Raw genomic sequence first — 20,470 nt, 5'->3', positions numbered from 1 at the left:
GTAATCAGCATTATACGAGCATCAACATACCTGCCTTTCTTCTTGGTTTCTACTAATATTTTGACAAGAGTTTGGAAATCCCTCTTATTTAGTCATATATATGAACAGTCGGTTCTTTGTCTTCAGCATTTTTCGTGATCAGGGCTTCTTGTTGATCAGAAGATGTGATGTTGATTTCAATATTGGTACTCTTGTAATAATCCATGACTTCACCCGTTAAATATTGTGTGAAGGCTACAACTTCCGTTTTTCCATAGAACTGCATTGGAATTTCGATTTTCATTTTTTGCAGGTTGCCGTTTTTGTAAAAGCCTTTTCCTACAACACCAGTGTAATTCGGGAAGTAGTCTTCGACCTTTGTCTTGAAGCGGTCAAATCGCTCTGAATCATCTTTGTAGCTGCTTTTCGCATTATCGGAAGGGAAGAATACATTCTCCTCATTGAGCGTATCCCAATTTCCGATATCAGCAGAGCCTGCTTTCACATCCGTTTTGGCGATAAAGTTGCCTGGAACGATAGATGATTTTGGTGCTTGCTTATAAAGGGCAATCATGACAGGCACTTTTTGCAGTCCGTCCATTTGACGAATGCGCTTGACCACTTGTTCAGCGATTTTTTCACCCTCTGCCAAAAGTTTCTTTGAATTTTTCGATGAATCGATGGTCACCTCTTGCTGCGGGTCACCGATCTTTTCACGGTAATAATAAACAGAGTTCAGTGCAAGACCAATGACAACTCCGCCAAGCTGTAAGCTGTTTTTGTCTTTTCGAATTAAGTAATTATGCTCTAGCATCGAAGCTAAGTAGATAGGACTATTTTCATTTTTAGACTTTGTTGAACCTGAGTTTGGAAGAGCAGGATTTAAGCCTAGATTCTTAAAGTCTTTATCTTCTTTTTCTGCCTTTTTCAGATCACTGCCTGTTTTTTTGCGTGCCAGCCAGCTGAGAACGGTGTCCTCATCTAAATGCTGTCCTTCTTGGAAAAGATAGTCGTTTGTATTAAATGACTCTGTTGCGAGGCGCATGAGTCCTGTTTCAAATTCATCAATGTCTAAGCGTGTGTTGAGACGCTCCGCTGTTAAACCTCTCGCAGCTCCTTGTTTAAACGGCAGCACCATTTTGTAATAGGAGTCTGAGATATTGTACATCGGGATGATGGCTGTTTCCTTTGTTTCCTTCGTTTCATCCGTTTTTTGTGTGACCTCTTCCTCTTCCTTTCCCCCAAAAGGTGCACACGCTGACAATACCAGTGTGAGCATTGTCAGCAGCAATAACAACTTTTTCAATAGAAAACACTCCTCTTATTTCTTTAGCTCCTCGAGCATTTTAGCTTCGTCCCAAATTTCAATATTGAGTTCTTCTGCCTTTGTCAGCTTACTCCCCGCTGCTTCTCCGGCAATGACTAGATCTGTTTTTTTACTCACACTGCCTGCCAGCTTGCCGCCTAATGCTTCGATCGCTGCTTTTGCATCGTTTCGAGCCATTTCTTCTAACTTTCCTGTCAGCACAATGGTTTTTCCTGCAAAATAGGAATCACTTTCTTCTGCTTTTACCGGCTTTGGCCCTGTATAGGCCATATTGACTCCAAGCTCTTTTAGTTCGTTCAGCAGATCGAGTATTTCTTCTTTCTCAAAGTACGTGACGACGGCATCAGCCATTTTTTCACCAATTTCGTCGACTTCAAGTAATTGTTCTTTCGTTGCTTGCTTTAATTGATCGATGTTTTCGAAATGCATCGCCAAGGTCTTAGCCGCCTTTGAACCAATAAATCGAATGCCGAGTCCAAATAGTAAACGCTCAAGAGAGTTTTCTTTCGACTGCTCAATCGATCGCAGTAAATTGTCGACAGATTTTTCGCCCATTCGTTCAAGCTGAATCAGCTCTTCTTTCGTTAATCGGTAAAGGTCTGACACACGAGAAACGAGCTGTTCCTTGAAGAGCTGTGTAATGACCCGCTCGCCAAGCCCATCAATATTCATTGCATTACGGGAAACGAAGTGAATGAGACCCTCACGTATTTGGGCAGGACATTCTGGATTGATGCATCGCAAGGCCACTTCTCCTTCGATTCGCACCAGCTCACTATGACACTCTGGACATTCAGTTGGCATGTGAAACGGCTTTTCTTCGCCTGTACGCTGATCGACAAGGACACCTGCGACTTCAGGAATAATATCGCCGGCTTTTTTCACAATCACCTGATCAAAATAGCGAATATCCTTTTCTTTGATCAAATCTTCATTATGAAGAGATGCACGCTGCACTGTCGTCCCTGCTACTTTGACAGGCTCAAGAATCGCTGTTGGTGTAATTACGCCTGTACGCCCGACGCTTAGTTCAATATCAAGCAGCTTCGTTACGACCTCTTCAGCCGGAAACTTGTACGCAACCGCCCAGCGCGGGCTTTTTGCTGTAAAGCCGAGTTCTTCCTGCTGAGCCAGTGAATCGACTTTAATGACAATTCCATCGATTTCATATGAAAAATCGGCACGCTTTACTTTTAATGTTTCAATGAGGTCGATGACTTCTTCGATCGTTTGGCACATCCGTCTTTCTTTGTTTGTTTTAAAGCCAAGTTCGTCGAGAAGATCAAGTCCTGCGCTTTGCGTTTCAACACCAATTTCATCAAGCTCCGCTATACTGTAGACGAATATATCAAGGTTTCGTTTCGCTGCAATTTTCGTATCAAGCTGACGAAGTGAACCTGCAGCCGCATTACGCGGGTTTGCAAACGGCTCTTCTTCGTTTTGTATTCTTTTTTCATTTAGTGCTTCAAAAGAAGGTTTTGGCATAAATGCCTCGCCTCTCACTTCAATCGACAGAGGGCGTTTGATTTTAAGCGGGATGGAACGAATCGTTTTGAGGTTTTCAGTAATATCCTCCCCCGTTGTTCCATCTCCGCGTGTCGCTCCTCGGACAAACACGCCATTTTCATAACGGAGAGAAACAGCGAGTCCATCAATTTTCAGCTCGACATTGTATGCGATATCGTCACCGACTGCTTGACGAACCCGGCGGTCAAAATCAAGAAGGTCCTGTTCATTAAACGCATTCCCAAGGCTGAGCATCGGTGTGCCGTGACGCACTTTTTGGAAGGCGTCTAAAACAGCGCCGCCTACTCTTTGTGAAGGAGAATCCGCTGCTTTTAAATCAGGGTGCTCTTCCTCCAGAGAAATCAGCTCACGCATCCGGGCATCATATTCAGCGTCAGGAACACTTGGACGATCAAGTGTATGATATTCGTAGTTGTATTGATTCAAAATCTGGTGCAGTTCCTCGATCCGGCGTTTCGCTGCTTCTTTATCCATCTGCTTCTTCCTTTCAATTCATCCGTTTTGTCAGTCCGATCAGTCTATTGCTTCTCGATTGGTGCAAATGCTGCGAGAAGACGCTTAATGCCTGTAGGGCTTGGGAACGCAATATCAAGCTCTGTGCTGTCTCCGCTGCCTTTCACACTCACAACCGTACCAACGCCCCATTTTTTATGGGCCGCTTTATCGCCCACAGCCCAGCCAATACTGCCGCCGCCTGTGTTTTGAATCGTTTGTGTTTGCGGACGTGAGACAGGTCCCCGTCTTTGCGGTCTTTCTCTTGTTTGACCAAACGGTGTTTTTGTTTCTTTTTTCTCATTTAGGTTGTCCAATAAATCGGCTGGTATTTCTCGAATGAATCTTGATTCAAGGTTCATGTTTGTCCGGCCGAAAAGTGTTCTCATTTTTGCACTTGATAAATAAAGCTCTTCTTCAGCCCGTGTGATGCCAACATAAGCGAGGCGGCGCTCTTCTTCCATCTCTGCATCTTCCATTAATGAACGGCTGTGCGGGAAGACACCTTCCTCCATTCCCATTAAGAAAACAACAGGGAATTCTAGACCTTTTGCAGCGTGAAGTGTCATTAAGATGACGGCATCCTGATCTTCTTCTTCATTCTCATCCAGTTTATCAATGTCTGCGACGAGGGCGAGATCTGTCAGGAAGGTCACAAGTGATTTGTCCTCATTTTGTTCTTCAAAATTCTTAGTGACGGATAAAAACTCGTCAATATTTTCTAAGCGGCTTTGTGCTTCAATCGTTTTTTCAAGCTTCAGCGCTTCACGATAGCCTGTTTTCTCTAGAATTTCTTCTGTTAATTCAGTGACAGATAAATAATCCTGCATGTTCGTCATTTGATCAATGAGCTGTTTGAACTCATCAAGCGCATTGGCTGCCCGTGCACTCAGTCCAATGAAATCCACCTGACCAAGTGCTTCAAACATAGACAGGTCATTCATCTCCGCATATGCTGCAATTTTATCAACAGATGTCGCACCGATTCCGCGCTTTGGTACGTTGACAATTCGCGCAAAACTAATATCGTCATCTGGGTTTGCCACTAGGCGTAAGTATGCCAAAATGTCCTTGATCTCTTTTCTGTCATAGAACTTTGTGCCGCCGACAATGTTGTATTGAATGTTGGCTTTCATTAACGTTTCCTCTATGACACGAGACTGGGCATTTGTCCGGTAAAGGATCGCAAAATCGGATAATTTGCGCTTTCCGCTCTGATGAAGCTGACGAATCTTTCCTGCGACAAATTGTCCTTCACCGAATTCATTATCTGCACGGTAATAGGCGATCTTCGCTCCTTCATCATTTTCTGTCCAAAGATTTTTCGGCTTCCGGTTTGCATTGTTTTGAATGACCGTATTTGCGGCATGCAAAATGCGTTTCGTCGATCTGTAATTTTGCTCAAGCAGAATCACTTCACTGGATGGATAATCTTTTTCAAAGGAGAGAATGTTTGTAATATCCGCTCCGCGCCAGCGATAAATAGACTGATCCGAGTCACCGACAACACATATATTTTGAAAGCGCTGCGCGAGCAGTTTCACAAGCATGTACTGTGCTCTGTTCGTATCCTGATACTCATCCACATGAATGTATTGGAATTTCCGCTGATAGTGCTCTAATACTTCAGGAATGCGCTCAAACAGACGAATTGTCATCATAATTAAATCATCAAAGTCGAGTGATTGGTTTTTGAGTAAACGCTTTTGATAATCTGTATAGACATCGCTGACCACTTGATCATAGAAATCACCAGCTGTTTTGGCGTATTCCTCTGCGTCAATGAGTTCGTTTTTTGCACTGCTGATGGAACCTAAAATGCTGCGCGGGTCGAACTTTTTAGGATCGATATTCCGTTCTTTTAAAATGTTTTTAATAACTGAAAGCTGGTCAGATGTGTCTAAAATAGAGAAGTTGCGATTCACACCAATGCGGTCAATATCGCGTCTTAAAATACGGACACACATGCTGTGGAACGTAGAGATCCAGATGTCATCAGCGCCAGGCCCTAAAATAGACTGGACACGTTCACGCATTTCACGTGCTGCTTTATTTGTAAATGTAATCGCTAAAATGTTCCACGGCGCCACATGCTTTTCTGCCATTAAGTAGGCAATTCGATGTGTGAGCACCCGTGTCTTCCCGCTTCCTGCTCCTGCCATCAACAATAGAGGACCGTCTGTTGCTTTGACTGCTTCTTTCTGCGCGTCATTCAGTCCTTCTAATAGATGATTCGATATTTCATTCATTCCATTCACCGCCAATTCGAACTTATGTTCTATTTTAACCCGTTTCGTCTTATTTGACTATGATGACTTTTTGACTGCTTCGACTGTCTTTAGAGCTTCTTTGAAATTGTCATAAATGACGTTTCCTACAACCACAACGTCTGCATGCTGCGAGAAGTCTTTTGCCTGCTTAGCGTTCTGGATGCCGCCGCCATAAAAAAGAACTGTTTCATCAAGCACTGCTTTTGTTTCTTTGACAAGCTCTATGTCTCCAAGCGTTCCGCTGTATTCCAGATAAAAAATGGGCAGCTTCATCAAATGCTCTGCCACTCTTGCATATGCCCTGACGTCATCAATATCCAGCGCTGTATTTGCCTCTGTAAGCTTGGCCGCTTTACAATCTTCATTTAAGATCACATAGCCTTCAGGCACAATCTCTTCCATTGACATCAAATCACCGAATTCCTTCATTGCGTCCTTGTGCAGCCCAACAATCCAGTCAGGGTGAGAGCTGTTTAAAACGGTCGGGATGAAATACAGATCAAAGCCAGGCACAATCATCTCATGTGTGGAGATTTCGAGCACACATGGCACTAGAAACCGGCGGACCTTTGACATCAATTGAAGCACGTTGTCCTCTGTCACATGATCACTTCCGCCAATCAATATGGCATCCGTCCCAGATTCGCAAATCGCTTCTAGCTGTTCATCGGAAATTTCTTTATTTGGATCGAGTTTAAAGACATGCTTCCACTCGGTAACATCATACATGAAAAACGTTCCTCCATTCGTTTCATTCCATTTAAATATTATAACAAAATCAAAGGCCGCAAAAAATGGGTAACCTCCTTTAGCTAAAAGTTTCATTCTTTTGAAAATGGGTGATCGTGACTTTACATAAAATTGCTGGAGAATAGATAAAAAATCCACTAGAAGAGGAGCTGAAAGAGGTTGTTATTTTGGCACTTTGTCACATACTATTATACAATAAAGGAATATTTTACTATAGATTTAAAAACCATCTATTAAGCAGAGGTGACTCAGTTGAAAAGAACGATTACATATGAACAAAATATAGACATCGGATACATCTATATCACCCCGCAAGCGAAGCATATGAAAATCAAAAAAACCATTGAATTAGATGTCAATGAATGTGTCAATGTAGATATCGACCAAGAGGGCCGAGTGGCTGGCTTGGAGTTATTTTCAGAAGAATCCAAAGTGCTGCGGAACACACCGGTTTATGAGGATGAGCTTTCTTTACGTTTGACGGATCAGGAAATTCTCTCAACCTATCAACTGTCAGGCGTTGAATTCCAATTCTCAACACCTGATCACAATGAGCTGATCGGTTTTACTATTTTCGATCCTCTTCGCTATAACATCACAAGAAAAAAACCGTTTTGATCTTTCAAAACGGTTTTTTCAAATTATTGTCTCACTTCATTAAAATAATGGACGGATGTCATGGCCCCTTCGTCGACCATCTTGTTGTCTTGGATATCTAATGGATCTGGGTGGCCGGCTTTTTCAGGAACCTTTTCATCTGACCGGAACATGCTTGCCCATTTTTTCAGATGCTGTTTATTTTTTACCGCTAATAACACAGCTCCTCCAACCCCTAATCCTGCAAGTACATACGCATTTGGACGCTTATTCATGTATGTTCCCTCCCCTTATGATCTTATTTGTAAGTTACCCCGCCTTTTCATTTCTAAACGTCACAATATGCTGGTGTGGTTTCTCTTTCATTAAAAAGTGGAATAACAACAGCAATGAAAGAGAAAAGAGGGGATCTTCGTGACAACAACCTTAATTGTCATCGGCGCATTGCTAGTCATTTGTTTGATCATCCCAATCATTCTATTGATCTGGATTTGGATGAGGGATGAAAAACAAGAAGAACATTCAGTTCTGCGAAATTATCCGGTCATTGGAAAGCTGCGGTTTATCTTTGAAAAAATAGGACCTGAGCTTCGCCAATATCTGTTTCTGAATGACCGAGAGGAGCTGCCCTTCTCAAGAAGAGAATACGAGCAGGCGGTCATGTCTGGGAAGTACAAAAGCCGGACGATGGGCTTTGGATCAAAACGTGATTTTGACAAGCCAGGCTATTATATTCGAAACGTCCTGTTTCCAAAGCAGCGAAATGAACTACGAATCGATCAATCTGAAAAAATCAAAACAAAAGTGTATCAGATTGATCAAGACAATTTACTGCGAAGAAGTGAACATGTCAAAGAAGTCGAAGCAAATCCTTACTTTCTCCATCAAGAGGATGTACAAGTCATTGGCGAACACACATGTCAAAAGCCTTTCCATGTGAAAGGACTGATCGGTCAATCTGCCATGAGCTACGGCTCCTTAGGCGACAGGGCGATTACAGCTCTATCCTCAGGATTAAAAATGGCCGGCGGGACGTGGATGAACACAGGTGAAGGCGGGCTTTCTCCCTATCACCTCAAAGGCGGCGCAGATATTATTTGCCAGATTGGGCCTGGTTTATTTGGCGTTAGAACAGAGGATGGCTCATTTTCCTTTGAAGAATTCAAGAAAAAAAGCGAACACGAGGAAGTCAAAGCCTTTGAACTCAAGCTGGCACAAGGAGCAAAAACACGCGGCGGTCATATTGACGGCGAAAAGGTGACGGAAGAAATAGCGAATATCCGTAAATTGCCGCCTCACCAATCCATTGACAGCCCAAACCGCTTTGAGATGTTCCACTCCATTCCTGACATGTTTGATTTCATTGAACAGCTGCGGAGTATAGGAGGAAAGCCAGTTGGAATCAAACTTGTTGTCGGACATAAAGAAAATATTGAAGAGCTCGCCAGCTATATGAAAAAAAGCGGGAAACACCCTGATTTCATTACAGTGGATGGCGGAGAAGGCGGTACAGGGGCGTCCTTTCATGAATTGGCGGATTCCGCAGGGCTGCCGATTTTCACGGCGCTCCCAATGGTTCATCAAATATTGAAAGAATACGGTGTCAGACATCAGGTGAAGCTCTTTGCTTCTGGCAAGCTTCTCTCTCCTGATAAAATTGCGATTGCCCTTTCAATGGGAGCTGACTTTGTGAATATTGCCAGAGGTCTCATGTTTTCAGTCGGATGCATTCGCGCCCAAGTCTGCCACACGAATAAATGCCCAGTCGGGGTCGCCACGACTGATCCAAAGCTGCAAAAGGGTTTATCGATTGAAGAAAAAAAATACCGAGTGTGCAATTATATCCTGTCTCTTAGAGAAGGTTTGTTTAATTTATCCGCAGCTGCGGGTCTAGAATCGCCTATTCATTTTAATGAAAAACATATTATTTTTAGACAAGAGAATGGCGAGACAAGCGAAGTGCCGATGTTCTCAGGCACACAGCCATCTGTCTAGCTCGAAAAGGTGCGGAAACGCGCCTTTTTTGTTAATATTTTTGATCAATCGCGTACTAAGTTTGCAAACAGTAGGATTTAAGAAAATCATCTCTAGTGAAGACGGCATCTCCTATAAAGGAGAAAGATGGTTGATGGGCGAGCTAAAGTAAAAAAACAGGGACACTTTATCAGCCCCTGCCCGCCTTTTCATAAAAAAACTGCAAACAAGTCCATTTTTCGTGAAAAGGATTGTTTACAGTGAAAGCTGCTTTATTTTGTTTCGTTATTTTCCTGCTGTTCTGCTACGCGGTCAAGTGCCATTGTATAGGCATCGTTGCCATAGTTCAAGCAGCGTTTGACACGTGAGATGGTTGCAGTGCTTGCACCTGTTTCCGTCTCAATTTTATGATACGTGTTTCCCTCACGAAGCATACGCGCTACTTCAAGACGCTGTGATAAAGATTGGATTTCATTGATGGTACATAAATCATCAAAGAATCGATAACATTCTTCCAGGTCTTTAAGGGATAAGATGGAGTTGAATAACTGATCTAAGCTTTTGCCCCTTAATTTATCAATTTGCATCTTAATACATCTTCTCCTTTACTATTGCCACACCGCTTCGCACGATCTTCTTCTAAGAAAGCGGTATCTTTCCTGACTAATTTTTTTAAAACCTCAGCAATGAGCTTTGAACAGATCATGACAGGTTTGGTTCTACGCTGAAAATGCCGTCAGGTTCTTTCGTAAGCCGAAGCTTCTTTATCGTAAACAAATTCGACAAGTTCTGTCATTTTCCTTGTATGACAATCTGACAAACTTGTTTGCTTCCGGTATAAAGATGACTTCTGCTTGGTTAGGTCTTCTGCCCTCATATACAGGCTTTACGGAAAGCTCGGCGAGACCACAAATATGCGCCCCGCCTTGCTCGGGTTATTCAAAATATGTTGGCCGGTCAGCGTAACCGGCAAATTCATTTTACAATTAGAGTACTTCATTCGTCATGTCAAAGCCCTCTGCTTTGTCAACAGTTCCACATAAGATCATGATCACTTACATGGCAGTGAAGAGAACCATGGCTCACTTCTGCCCTATAACAGCAGTCAGAAATGCGGCAAAGATGATACAGCTCCACTCTGTTATATTTTAACGCATTATAGACGGAAAGAGTACAGTTTTTTTCATGACATCAAATATTCCTCTTGGTGTCACTCGAATATACGGCAAATGTGTACTTTGGAAAAAGACAAGTGTATCAATTGGGCAGTCAAATGGATAGCCGCGCTCAATGAGCAGCTCGCGTAATGTTTGTTCCTGCTGAAGAACAGTCTCAAACGGTTCAGCCGATGCACAGCCTGATAATTGCAGCGGGATTTCGTGCAAAATTTTCCCGTTCTCTGTGAGTACGATTCCCCCGCCAATTTCTTTCATCCGCTTATGTGCCAGCATCATATCTTCTTTATTTTTCCCGATCACTAAAATATCACCCGTGAGCGAAAATGAGCTGACAAAGCCCTGCACTTTATTTGCGAACCCTTTTAGCATCGTATTCACACGCCACTCACCTTTTCGGTCAATCAGGCTAAAGAAGCTTTGATCATGGTCACATGACAGCTGGTTGATTGAGTTATCAATTTCCACTGTATAAGGCTCCATGATGACAGCATTTCTCATCTTCACACCTAGCGGCATAGAGAATTGCAAATCACTCATCGTGAGGTCGTAGCTTAAATCTAATGGAGCAAGCCCGCCATTTTCCCATTTTGTTTCTTGGAATTGATGCTGGTTCTCGCCATCTAATTTGAGAATAACCCCTTTAGATATCACCGTTTCGGGATTTGGGTTCATTGGATCATCTAAAATGTTTAAAGATGCCAGCCGGCCTGGGCCAACAACGCCTAATAAATCATCAATTTGATAGTATTTTGCAATGTTAAATGTCGCCATATTATACGCATCAATGATCGGCACGCCTTCTTCAAGGGCAATCGAAATCAAACGGTTAATCATGCCTTCCTCATAAAAGTGAGGGGCAGCACCATCTGTTGTATAGAAAAAGTGATCATAGTGTCTAAAGTCACGCTCATGCAGTTCTCTTAAAATGTTCACTAAATCTGGGCGGATGGAAGAATGCCGCAATGAAACATGATAGCCAAGGGACAAGCGTTTTAACACATCGTCGGCATTCATCGCTTCATGATCACTGTCCGCGCCAAACAGCTTCATTTTTGTTAGCGTTTTCTCAGAAGCTCCAGGGAAATGCCCTTCAATTCGTTTTCTCTGCTTCTTTGTTTCTTGCATGCAATATAAAATGAGATCATCACCGTCCATCAATCTTGGCCAGCTTGTTAATTCGCCGCCTTGGAGGACGTCAGGATGATCAATCCATTCCTTCCGGTAGTTGACTGGCAGCATCTCATCTTCATATCTGACTTCCGTTTGAAGATCGTATCTGGACCACCAGAAATACTGAAATGGCTGCTTTTTTAATTCACATAGGGTGGAAAGCGCTTTCTTTTCATTGCTTTGCAAAAGAAGAAATAAGTTATCGCTGACCATCGTTGTTGTGCCAAATTGAGACACATATTCTGCAAGTGATTGGGGATTATAAATATGGAACGGATGCGCGTGAGGCTCTATATACCCAGGCACAATGTATTTCCCTTCACAATCAATCACACGTTTAGCTGATTTATTTTGAGGAAGCTCTGCTCCGACATAAACAATTCGATCATCATGTATCCAAATATTTGCCTTCACCCATTGCTTCAAAAACGGGTTAAGCACGAGTCCATTCGTTAAAAGGAGTGTTGGAACTATTTTTGAGTCGACTACATCGATTTGTGTGCGGATGTCATTGTTTCTCCAATTAAAAGTACGTTCGGACATTCACATACTCTCCTTCATTTGTATTAGCCCTATCGTAACATAACGAACTACGTTACGCATTAATGAAACGTTACAATTTCTTGAAATCACACTTAAAATAATTTAAAAAAGGAGATTCACCTTCAATGAAACCTAATCTCGGCTTAATGGAAGCGCTCATTAGAATTGCCTGCGGAATGACAATATGTACTGTGGCTGGATCCTTATATGCTAGAAAACCATGGAGTAAAATGCTGCTTTTTAGCATCATGTTTGGCGGTATGAAACTGGGGTCTGGCATTCTTCGTTTTTGTCCAGTGACATATATGTGTGAGCAGCAGGACACACATAAAGAGAAGGCTGAGTAAGGCAGCCTTCTTTTTTGTGATCATTTTCATCTCATTCCGCTGCTTCACACCATTCGACCATTGTCCCTGCAATAATTTCAGCTGCTTCAATCACATGCTCAATGTCAATGGATTCATTCGGAAAATGGGCAAGCTCCGTTGTTCCCGGTCCAAACACGATGATCGGAATACCTGCAGCTTGTGACAGTAATCCGCCGTCCGTTCCCCAAGGGGCGGCTTCGATTTTCGGCGGCTGCTTCATGACCGCTTCATATTGTTCCTTCAATAAACCTAAAAGCGGATGATCTGTATCGATTGAACCCGGAAGCCATCTTGCACCAAACCATTCGACCTCAACAGGATGCTCTTGGAACCATTCATCTTTTTCTCCGAGTCCTGCCATCCAATTTTCTAATTCCTTCTCTGCCTGTTCTACCGTTTCACCGGGCATCACCCCGAGCCTGCCTTCCATTGTGACAAGGTCTGCTACAGAGGATGGCCAATCACCGCCTTGAATTTTCCCGATATTGATTGGGATCGGGATTGGGATATGCTGAAACAGCGGCTCGGTGATTCGCTGATTTCTTTCTTCTTCAAGTGCCGCTATATGTGAAAGGACAATCGTGCTCTTTTCAATAGCAGAAACGCCGTGATATCTTGTTCCGCCATGAGCAGCCCTTCCTTTAATATGCAGTCTGAACCATTTAGATCCCTGCTGAATCGGAAAGATTTTCATATGACTTGGCTCTGGAATGATGGCTGCATCTGCGGTATATCCTCTTAGTATGGCTGCAAGGGTGCCTGCACCGCCGCTCTCTTCTTCGACAACACTATGAAACACAACATCTCCCTTCAGCGGAATCTGAAGCGCATGCAGTGCCTCAAGTGCAAAGAGTAAAGAAACGTTTCCACCTTTCATATCTGTTGCCCCGCGTCCATAAAGTCTCCCGTTTATGATATGCCCGCTGTAGGGCGGATATGTCCATTGTTTGTGATCTCCTGCCGGGACAACATCCACATGCCCATTTAATAAAATAGATTTGCCGCCTCCTTTACCTTTCAATCGTCCAGCGACATTGGGACTTCCGTTAAAGGAACGCCTCGGGGAATAAAAATACGGATGGTTCAGCAAGTCATCTCCGCCAATGTCCCACATGTCAACATCAAAGCCAATGGCAGAAAGTTTATTTGCTACGATTTGCTGTACTTCTTGCTCATTTCCTTGTGTGCTGTCACATTGCACCATTTGCTGAAGAAGCGTCACGGCTTCCTCCTTATGCTCTTTCATCCAGTTTCTGATACGTGTGGTTGGCTGCAAGTCGGTCATCCTTTCTACACAACAGATTTGACATCAGGCGCTAAAATGAGCGGCGCCTCTGTCGCCCTCATGACATCTTCCGGCTGATACGGCGGCATGACTTCACGCAAAATGAGCAGCTGTGATTTGACCTCAATGACTGCCATATCCGTAATAATCAGATCTACACAAGACTTAGCAGTTAAGGGCAGCGTGCAGGCTGCTTTTATCTTAGATTGTCCATGTTTATCAAGGTGGCTCATCACGACCACCACCTTTTTCGCTTTTTGCGCAAGTTCAATCGCTCCACCCATACCCGGCACTCGTTTCCCTGGCACAATCCAATTGGCAAGATCCCCATGACTGCTGACTTCAAGTGCACCTAAAATGGTCATATCCAGCATTCCTTTGCGAATGATGCCAAAAGCGGTTGTGCTGTCCATATATGAGCCGCCTTTTGTTAACGTAATGGGAAAACCGCCGGCATTGCACAAATTCGGATCTTCTTCCCCTTGTACTGGTGAACCGCCTGCTCCCATAATGCCGTTTTCTGCATGCAGCCACACCTCGTAATGTGCTGGGATGTATTCAGCTGCAAGGGTCGGGATGCCGATCCCAAGATTGACGATCATCCCATCTTCAATTTCCTGTGCCGCGCGTTTGGCTATGCGGTGTCTTAAATCGATGTCTCCCATGCCCATGTCCAGTTCACTCCTTTTGATTGCACGATCTGGTTCACAAATACGCCTGGTGTGACGATTTCCTCTGGATGAAGCCTACCAACAGGCACAATCTCTTCTACTTCCGCAATGGTCCAGTCTCCTGCCATCGCCACAATCGGGTTTGTATTCCGCGCGCTTTTATCAAAAATCAGGTTGCCTGCTTCATCTGCTTTGAGGGCATTCACAATCGCGATATCCGCAGTCAGTGCAGGCTCAAGAATATACTTCTTTCCATCCAGCTGAACCAATTGTTTCTCATCAAGATTGAGACTATCCATGCCGACATCTGTCACAATGCCCGCTAAACCCATCCCGCCTGCCCTGATCTTTTCTGCTAGGATGCCCTGCGGGTAAAAAAGAACGTCTAGTGTACCTGCCTGCATTTTCTGCCCGGCAATTGGATTTGAGCCAATATGAGAGGCAATGATTTTCTTCACTCTTCCTTCTGTGATCAGCCTGCCAACACCGATTTGCGGGAAGCCTGCATCGTTTCCGATCAATGTCAGGTCTTTGATATTGGCTTCTAGGATGGCATCGATCAATGATGGCGGGGACCCCACACCGCCAAAGCCGCCAAACATGATGGTCATTCCGTCTCTAAAATGCGTGATGACTTGATCAAAGTTCGCTGTTTTGTTCATCATTTTTCCTCCCTACATGGCAGATGGGAAAAACCCTCGATTGATGACTTCTTGCTCGACCTGCGTCATTGTCTGCCCGAATAAATGAATCAGTTCATCCATCTCCTGCTGCGTAATGGAAAGAGGTGGTGCGATCATGACCGCTGCACCTCCCACACCATCCTCTCCAGCGCTTGCTGGGTAAACAAGCAAACCATTTTGCTTGGCCGTCTCCACAACTAAATGCGTCATTTGAGCATGGGCAGGAAATGGTGTTTTCGATAATCGGTCTGCGACAAACTCAATGCCAATGAGCAGTCCCTTTCCTCTCACATCCCCTATGATGGAATGTTTTGTTTGCAAATCCTTTAAAGCATTCATTAAATATCGGCCAGACAGATCAGCCCGTTCTGAAAGCTGGTGTTTTTTCATGTATCGAATGACAGCCAGTGAGACGGCTGCTGAAAGCGGATTGCCGCTATAAGTGTGGCCTGCCATCACAGAGCCCGAACCGCTGAGAATCGGTGCAATCACATGATCCGCTGAGACAGCTGCTGCAATTGGTGAATAGCCGGCGCTCATGCCTTTTCCGAGTACCATAATATCTGGTACGACGCCCCAATGTTCCATGGCAAACATTTTCCCAGTTCGTCCAAAGCCTGTCATGACTTCATCTGCAATCATTAAAATATCGTTTTCCTCACAAACTCGCTTCATCGCCGCAAAATATCCATCTGGCGGAACAAGCGCCGCGCCCGCTGCTCCAACAATCGGCTCTGCAATAAAAGCCGCAATCCTCTCTTTTCCTATACGCTGGATGACAGTTTTAAATTCCTGTACATACCATTCGACCTGCTTGCTTTCTTCCTTTGGCAGCCACGAACGGTAGCTGTATGGCGGAGACAGCACCGGGTGTTTTTCGAGCAGTGGTTCAAAGCGCTCTCTCCTTGCAATATGCCCTGACATCGACAGCGCACCGAGTGTGATGCCATGATAACTCATCCATCTTGAAATGATGTGATTCTTCTCAGCCTTCCCCTGCTCCTGCCAATGCTGAATGGCAATTTTCATGGCGGTTTCTGTTGCCTCTGATCCGCTTCCGACAAAAAAAGACCAGTTCAGGTTCCCTGGGCAGAGCGTACTCAATTCATAGGCAAGTTCTTCTGCTGGTTCATTTGTGAATTGTGATCTGTACGTAAAGCTCACCTTTTCCGCTTGCTCTGTCATGGCATCAATGATGTCTCGTATGCCATGTCCAATACTCGCCGTGACAGCACCCGATGAGCCGTCTAAATATTTTTTCCCGTCCCGATCATATAAATAAATCCCCTCTCCTTTCACAGCCACAGGATAATGCTGATTCAACATCGGTTTGATTAAGTAATCCCGGGTCTCCACTTTGTCATTCCTCCCTCTCTCGTCAGCAGCTGCATCTTTCTTTTTTCATGAATCGCAAGAAAATTTTGTATACTTGTTATAAGATTAGCTTAATCAAGAGGGCAGTCATCCTCCATTCGCCACATGCCCGAATTTCACACGTATTTTTTATACATCGTGTATAAGAGTGTTCAAAAGGAGGTCATGAGTCTATGGCGATTCTCGTCAAAGATGCACTCTCGCTCGATATCATGAAGGAAACAAAGCTGCTTGCTGGGGAAAATGGACTGGATCGTCTCATTCAGTGGGTGACCATCGTGGAAATTATCGAAGATACTTCAAGGCTTTCAGAAGGGGAACTGCTCGTCACAACCGGCTTTGGGCTTGCAGACAATCAGGAAAGGCGCACCCGGCTTGAGGAGCTGATTCAATCTCAACACCTATCGGCCATTGCGATTTATAAAGGCGTGTACTTAACGGAAATTCCTGCATCACTGATCGAAGCTGCCAAAAACAGCGGCATTCCACTCATCGAGATTCCTTCACATGTCAACTTCTCAGACATTACAAAAGCCGTCCTAGAGCAAATCGTCAGCAGCCAGCTCCATCAGCTTAAATATTCTTCAGCCATTCACCAAAGACTGACTCATTTAAATGTAAGCAATAAAAATGTCACGCAAATTACAGATGAGCTGGCACATCTCACTTCGGCAAACATCGTCGTGCTTGATGTTTTTTTACATCAAACAGCAGCTCATCTCATAAAAGATGAAGTGACGTACTCTCCTGCTTTTGGCTTTCTGACAGATCGTGAACCAATCGAAACAACGCCTCTTCTCAAGCAGGCTGAGGAGAAAGGACGGCTCGTTTATGACACGTGCGGTGCGTTTGTCCTCGCTGCATGTCCGGTGATTGCGATGGGCGATATTTTTGGGTTTATTGTATCTTTAAAGAAAAAAGATGCGTGGCATCATCTCGACGCAATTGCCATCGAGCATGCCGGGGCGGTGTATGCGATTGAATGGCTGAAGCAAAAAGCCATTCAAGATACAGAAAACCAAATGCAAGGTCATTTGTTAGATGATATTTTGCAGCAGCAATACACAGAAGAAAGCTATGTGGTCGAACAGGCAACAAAGCTGCAATACGATATGAGCGATGAGCAGGTGGTCATCTACTTTCAATTTCAGCATCAGCACACACAGCTCGATCACCAAATGATGCAGCGCCTGTCTCAATTGCTCACGTCGATATTTGAACGCAGACATATTCCTTTTTTACTTAAAACAAGGCTCGATTCCATTTTTGTTCTTACGCCAGCAGGAAAAAAAGCATTTCAAGAAGCGGAGTGGTATCGCGCAGCAGAGGAGTGCCGGAGCACTTGGTCTTATTTTTTTCCCGTCCATCCGATTGTGATTGGCATCGGGAGAGCCTATGACCAGATCGGTCTCTTTGCAAAAAGCGCGAAGGAAGCACAGTATGCAGCAAGGCTTCTTCCACTTTTAAAGACAGACGAATGCATCATTCATTATCAGAAGCTCGGCTTATACGGGATGCTGCTTGAAATGAATGAAGCGGGTATGAATTTGCATGACTTTTACGTGGAGCTGTTAAGTCCCTTGCTTTATACGAAAAAACAGGGGGCTGACCTGATCCATACACTCGAAGTGTATTTGACACACAATGAAAATATTCAAAAATCTGCGGGGGAATTGTTTATTCACAGGCATACATTAAGCTATCGCTTAAAACAAATTGAAACGAGAACAGGCTGCAGCCTCAAATCCACGGATGACCGGATGAAGCTGCAGCTCAGTATCATGGCGTACCGCCTATCTGGTCTGCTTGATCAGATGAGAACCATTTCATGATTCATTCGGCGTTTTCACCCATAGATTCATATCTTCAATTTTGTCAAAAATATAGCAGTTGTTTTGGAAACGCCCGGTATACGTATAGCCGAGCTGATAAAACACTTGGTTCATTCCATAGGACAGTGCACGTGCGAGAGAATAAAAGACATAGATGTGCATGGATTGAAGTTCTTTTTCGAGTGCTAGAATCAAATGATGCATGAATCCTAGTTTTCTGTATGATGGAAGGGTCGCACAATCTGTTAATTCCGCATGACCATACGGCGCATTGATTTCAGCGGATGCCGCACTCACAATGTTCCCGTCATGTTCAACGACATAAAAGACCGTCCCTTCCTCCATCACCTTTTGGATGTAATCTGGCTCATTCATTGGCGTAGGATACGTTTCAAAAACGGTATCATAGAGCTTTGCCAGCTTGTGAATATCCTTCGGATCGGCTTTCCTCATCACATACTCATCCTGCCACGTGCCTTGGTCTTTTTTGAGAGGCTTTTCCTGAATAGACGCAACAATTTCATCTTCCTTCAGCCAATACGGGCTGTTCATCCGATCCTCCGTCAGAAAGAGCGACATGCCGTACGCATCACTTCCAAGAAAATAATGAGAAAACACGCCTTCAAGCCGAAAGCCTTTTTCTAAAAAAAGAGGCATATGCTCACGCCTGACTTTCACAATGACCTTAGAAGCCTTGCAGTCTGCCGCTTCCTTTAGAACCGACTGAATCACATCCCTCACCCTGCCGCTGTAGTCATCCAAACGGATGCGCTCATTAAATGAATCAATACAGATCGAGGCAGAAAAACGCTCGTTTGCAAGTTCCTTCAATTGCACCATATACTCATCCTCTCTTATAAATCAGCTAATAAAAAAAATCCAAATGGAAAATGAAACAATGACGATACCAGAAAAAATCGACATGATCATATACCTAATGGCTGAGCCTTTTTTGGCTTTGTTTTGCTTTCTCGCTTCATACATGATGAGATTGGAGAACAGTATAAATAAAATAAGTAACACAATTGCAAATAGAATGATTCCTTGAATGACCATGCTGCCTCCTCATAAACTCGTCATCCCATACTACTTCTTCATATTCAATCATCATCCCTTCTCATGAACAAAAAACACCTTTCCATCTCGTCAGATAGAAAGGTGTTTTGATTAAACGTTCTTCCCTGCAGCCTTCAGCGCACGGGCACCGATGTCACGGCGATAAAATAGACCTGGCTGTATGATTTCTTCAACCGCTTCATACACTCTTGATCTTGCCGCTTCAAATGTGTCGTCAAATGCGGTCACATTCGCTACACGGCCGCCATTTGTGACGAATTGATCGTTTTCTTTTTTTGTTCCTGCGTGAAAGGTCACGACATCAGAGACGGTCGTTTGCAAGGCACCGATCGGCGTCCCTTTTGCATAGTCTTCTGGGTATCCTTCTGATGCAAGAACCACACTAACAGCTGCAGTGTCTTTCCACTGTAAGTCCACATCTTTTCCATCAAGAATATCGAGGAATACTTGGACTAGATCTGATTCAAGACGAGGGAGAACCACCTGCGTTTCAGGGTCGCCAAAGCGTGCATTGAATTCAATCACCTTTGAGCCTTCTGGTGTCAGCATTAAGCCCGCATATAAAATGCCTGTAAATGGACGCCCTTCCTGCACCATCGCGCGAGCTGCCGGTTTGACGACATCTTCCACCGCTTTTTGGACGACTTCATCTGAAATTTGCGGAACTGGTGAATAAGCGCCCATCCCGCCGGTATTCGGCCCTTTGTCATCTTCAAAGGCCCGTTTGTGATCCTGCGCAATCACCATCGGGTACACCTTTTCTCCGTTGACAAAAGCCATGAGTGAAAATTCTTCGCCTGTTAAAAATTCTTCGATGACGACAGATGCACTTGCATCGCCAAACTTTTCATCCTCTAAGAAATCATGCAGACAATCGACCGCCTCTTCCAGCGTCATGGCCACTGTGACGCCTTTTCCTGCGGCAAGCCCGTCTGCTTTAATAACAATCGGCGCACCCTTTTCTTCCACATATGCTTTTGCTTCTTCAAACGATGTAAAGGTAGCGTAAGCAGCCGTCGGGATATCGTAATTCTTCATTAAATCTTTTGCAAATTCCTTTGAGCCTTCAATGACCGCAGCTTTTGCATTCGGTCCAAATACCTTTAGACCTGCTTCTTCAAATGCATCAACGACACCTGCGATTAAAGGAACCTCTGGACCGACAATGGTTAAGCCGATTTCGTTTTCTTTTGCAAAACGAATTAATGACTCATGATCGCCTTCGTCGATTGGTACAAGCTTCGCAGCATCTGTCATTCCATCATTGCCGGGTGCGACAAATACTTGGCTGACAAGTTCACTTTGATTCACTTTCCATGCGATGGTATGCTCTCTTCCGCCTCTGCCGATAATTAGTACGTTCACACTGTCAT

At 44.1% G+C, this 20,470-nt stretch carries 18 protein-coding genes; 4 read left to right on the top strand and 14 right to left on the bottom strand.

Annotated features, from left to right (window positions below):
* Window positions 1-88 precede the first annotated feature (88 nt).
* The 4 genes from MHH65_RS03320 to MHH65_RS03305 are packed head-to-tail and all read right to left on the bottom strand — an operon-like array spanning window position 89 to window position 6,324.
* A complete protein-coding gene (locus tag MHH65_RS03320) occupies window positions 89-1,258 on the bottom strand; it encodes a CamS family sex pheromone protein (protein WP_231122822.1) in 1,170 nt (389 codons plus the stop codon).
* A gap of 42 nt (window positions 1,259-1,300) precedes the next feature.
* A complete protein-coding gene (ligA, locus tag MHH65_RS03315) occupies window positions 1,301-3,307 on the bottom strand; it encodes an NAD-dependent DNA ligase LigA (protein ID WP_268413508.1) in 2,007 nt (668 codons plus the stop codon).
* 44 nt (window positions 3,308-3,351) lie between these two features.
* On the bottom strand, window positions 3,352-5,574 hold the full coding sequence (pcrA, locus tag MHH65_RS03310; protein ID WP_251232657.1) for a DNA helicase PcrA: 2,223 nt from the start codon (window positions 5,572-5,574) through the stop codon (window positions 3,352-3,354).
* 57 nt (window positions 5,575-5,631) lie between these two features.
* On the bottom strand, window positions 5,632-6,324 hold the full coding sequence (locus MHH65_RS03305; RefSeq protein ID WP_041108669.1) for a heptaprenylglyceryl phosphate synthase: 693 nt from the start codon (window positions 6,322-6,324) through the stop codon (window positions 5,632-5,634).
* A gap of 273 nt (window positions 6,325-6,597) precedes the next feature.
* Between MHH65_RS03305 and MHH65_RS03300 the strand changes: the two genes are divergently transcribed.
* The gene (locus MHH65_RS03300) at window positions 6,598-6,963 is read left to right on the top strand and encodes a DUF2283 domain-containing protein (protein ID WP_034282823.1); all 366 of its coding nucleotides are present in this window, start codon (window positions 6,598-6,600) and stop codon (window positions 6,961-6,963) included.
* A gap of 23 nt (window positions 6,964-6,986) precedes the next feature.
* Here the strand turns inward: MHH65_RS03300 and MHH65_RS03295 are convergent, their stop codons facing one another.
* On the bottom strand, window positions 6,987-7,217 hold the full coding sequence (locus tag MHH65_RS03295; RefSeq protein WP_017366762.1) for a hypothetical protein: 231 nt from the start codon (window positions 7,215-7,217) through the stop codon (window positions 6,987-6,989).
* A gap of 139 nt (window positions 7,218-7,356) precedes the next feature.
* Here MHH65_RS03295 and MHH65_RS03290 point away from each other — a divergent pair, with 139 nt between their 5' ends.
* Window positions 7,357-8,937 (top strand): FMN-binding glutamate synthase family protein, encoded by a 1,581-nt coding sequence (locus MHH65_RS03290; protein ID WP_061110524.1) that lies wholly within the window; start codon window positions 7,357-7,359, stop codon window positions 8,935-8,937.
* A 251-nt stretch (window positions 8,938-9,188) separates the two neighbouring features.
* Here the strand turns inward: MHH65_RS03290 and MHH65_RS03285 are convergent, their stop codons facing one another.
* The gene (locus tag MHH65_RS03285) at window positions 9,189-9,503 is read right to left on the bottom strand and encodes a YerC/YecD family TrpR-related protein (RefSeq protein WP_024424524.1); all 315 of its coding nucleotides are present in this window, start codon (window positions 9,501-9,503) and stop codon (window positions 9,189-9,191) included.
* A 561-nt stretch (window positions 9,504-10,064) separates the two neighbouring features.
* Window positions 10,065-11,807 carry an adenine deaminase C-terminal domain-containing protein gene (locus MHH65_RS03280; RefSeq protein WP_024426688.1) on the bottom strand — a complete coding sequence of 581 codons (1,743 nt, stop codon included), beginning with the start codon at window positions 11,805-11,807 and terminating at the stop codon, window positions 10,065-10,067.
* Window positions 11,808-11,932: 125 nt separating this feature from the next.
* Here MHH65_RS03280 and MHH65_RS03275 point away from each other — a divergent pair, with 125 nt between their 5' ends.
* Window positions 11,933-12,154, top strand: coding sequence for a DUF2892 domain-containing protein (locus tag MHH65_RS03275; RefSeq protein ID WP_024426689.1), 222 nt, complete (start codon window positions 11,933-11,935; stop codon window positions 12,152-12,154).
* A gap of 31 nt (window positions 12,155-12,185) precedes the next feature.
* On the opposite strand, the gene MHH65_RS03270 is transcribed toward MHH65_RS03275, so the two are convergent.
* Genes MHH65_RS03270 through MHH65_RS03255 form a run of 4 tightly spaced genes read right to left on the bottom strand, consistent with a single transcriptional unit; the run spans window position 12,186 to window position 16,170 of the window.
* Window positions 12,186-13,451 carry a peptidase gene (locus MHH65_RS03270; protein WP_024426690.1) on the bottom strand — a complete coding sequence of 422 codons (1,266 nt, stop codon included), beginning with the start codon at window positions 13,449-13,451 and terminating at the stop codon, window positions 12,186-12,188.
* A 14-nt stretch (window positions 13,452-13,465) separates the two neighbouring features.
* Window positions 13,466-14,131 (bottom strand): 3-oxoacid CoA-transferase subunit B, encoded by a 666-nt coding sequence (locus MHH65_RS03265; RefSeq protein WP_024426691.1) that lies wholly within the window; start codon window positions 14,129-14,131, stop codon window positions 13,466-13,468.
* Window positions 14,107-14,793, bottom strand: coding sequence for a CoA transferase subunit A (locus MHH65_RS03260; protein WP_024426692.1), 687 nt, complete (start codon window positions 14,791-14,793; stop codon window positions 14,107-14,109). Before MHH65_RS03260 ends, MHH65_RS03265 begins: the two co-directional genes overlap by 25 nt.
* 12 nt (window positions 14,794-14,805) lie before the next feature.
* On the bottom strand, window positions 14,806-16,170 hold the full coding sequence (locus MHH65_RS03255) for an aspartate aminotransferase family protein (RefSeq protein ID WP_024426693.1): 1,365 nt from the start codon (window positions 16,168-16,170) through the stop codon (window positions 14,806-14,808).
* 191 nt (window positions 16,171-16,361) lie between these two features.
* Here MHH65_RS03255 and MHH65_RS03250 point away from each other — a divergent pair, with 191 nt between their 5' ends.
* On the top strand, window positions 16,362-18,020 hold the full coding sequence (locus MHH65_RS03250) for a PucR family transcriptional regulator ligand-binding domain-containing protein (RefSeq protein WP_342497893.1): 1,659 nt from the start codon (window positions 16,362-16,364) through the stop codon (window positions 18,018-18,020).
* Here the strand turns inward: MHH65_RS03250 and ablB are convergent.
* The 3 genes from ablB to purD form a co-directional block, all read right to left on the bottom strand.
* Window positions 18,015-18,860: a putative beta-lysine N-acetyltransferase gene (ablB, locus tag MHH65_RS03245; RefSeq protein WP_268413487.1), complete on the bottom strand. Its 846-nt coding sequence runs from the start codon at window positions 18,858-18,860 to the stop codon at window positions 18,015-18,017. The two genes, MHH65_RS03250 and ablB, sit on opposite strands and share 6 nt — an antisense overlap.
* 21 nt (window positions 18,861-18,881) lie before the next feature.
* Window positions 18,882-19,076, bottom strand: a complete 195-nt coding sequence (locus MHH65_RS03240; RefSeq protein ID WP_024424515.1) for a hypothetical protein — start codon at window positions 19,074-19,076, stop codon at window positions 18,882-18,884.
* Between the two features lie 111 nt (window positions 19,077-19,187).
* Window positions 19,188-20,462: a phosphoribosylamine--glycine ligase gene (gene purD / locus MHH65_RS03235; protein WP_268413485.1), complete on the bottom strand. Its 1,275-nt coding sequence runs from the start codon at window positions 20,460-20,462 to the stop codon at window positions 19,188-19,190.
* Between the last annotated feature and the right edge of the window lie 8 nt (window positions 20,463-20,470).

Origin of the sequence: Bacillus sp. FSL L8-0654 (genome assembly GCF_038629965.1) — a bacterium.
Taxonomy (GTDB): Bacteria; Bacillota; Bacilli; order Bacillales; family Bacillaceae; genus Bacillus; species Bacillus safensis.
This window is presented reverse-complemented; position numbering and strand designations above follow the sequence as displayed.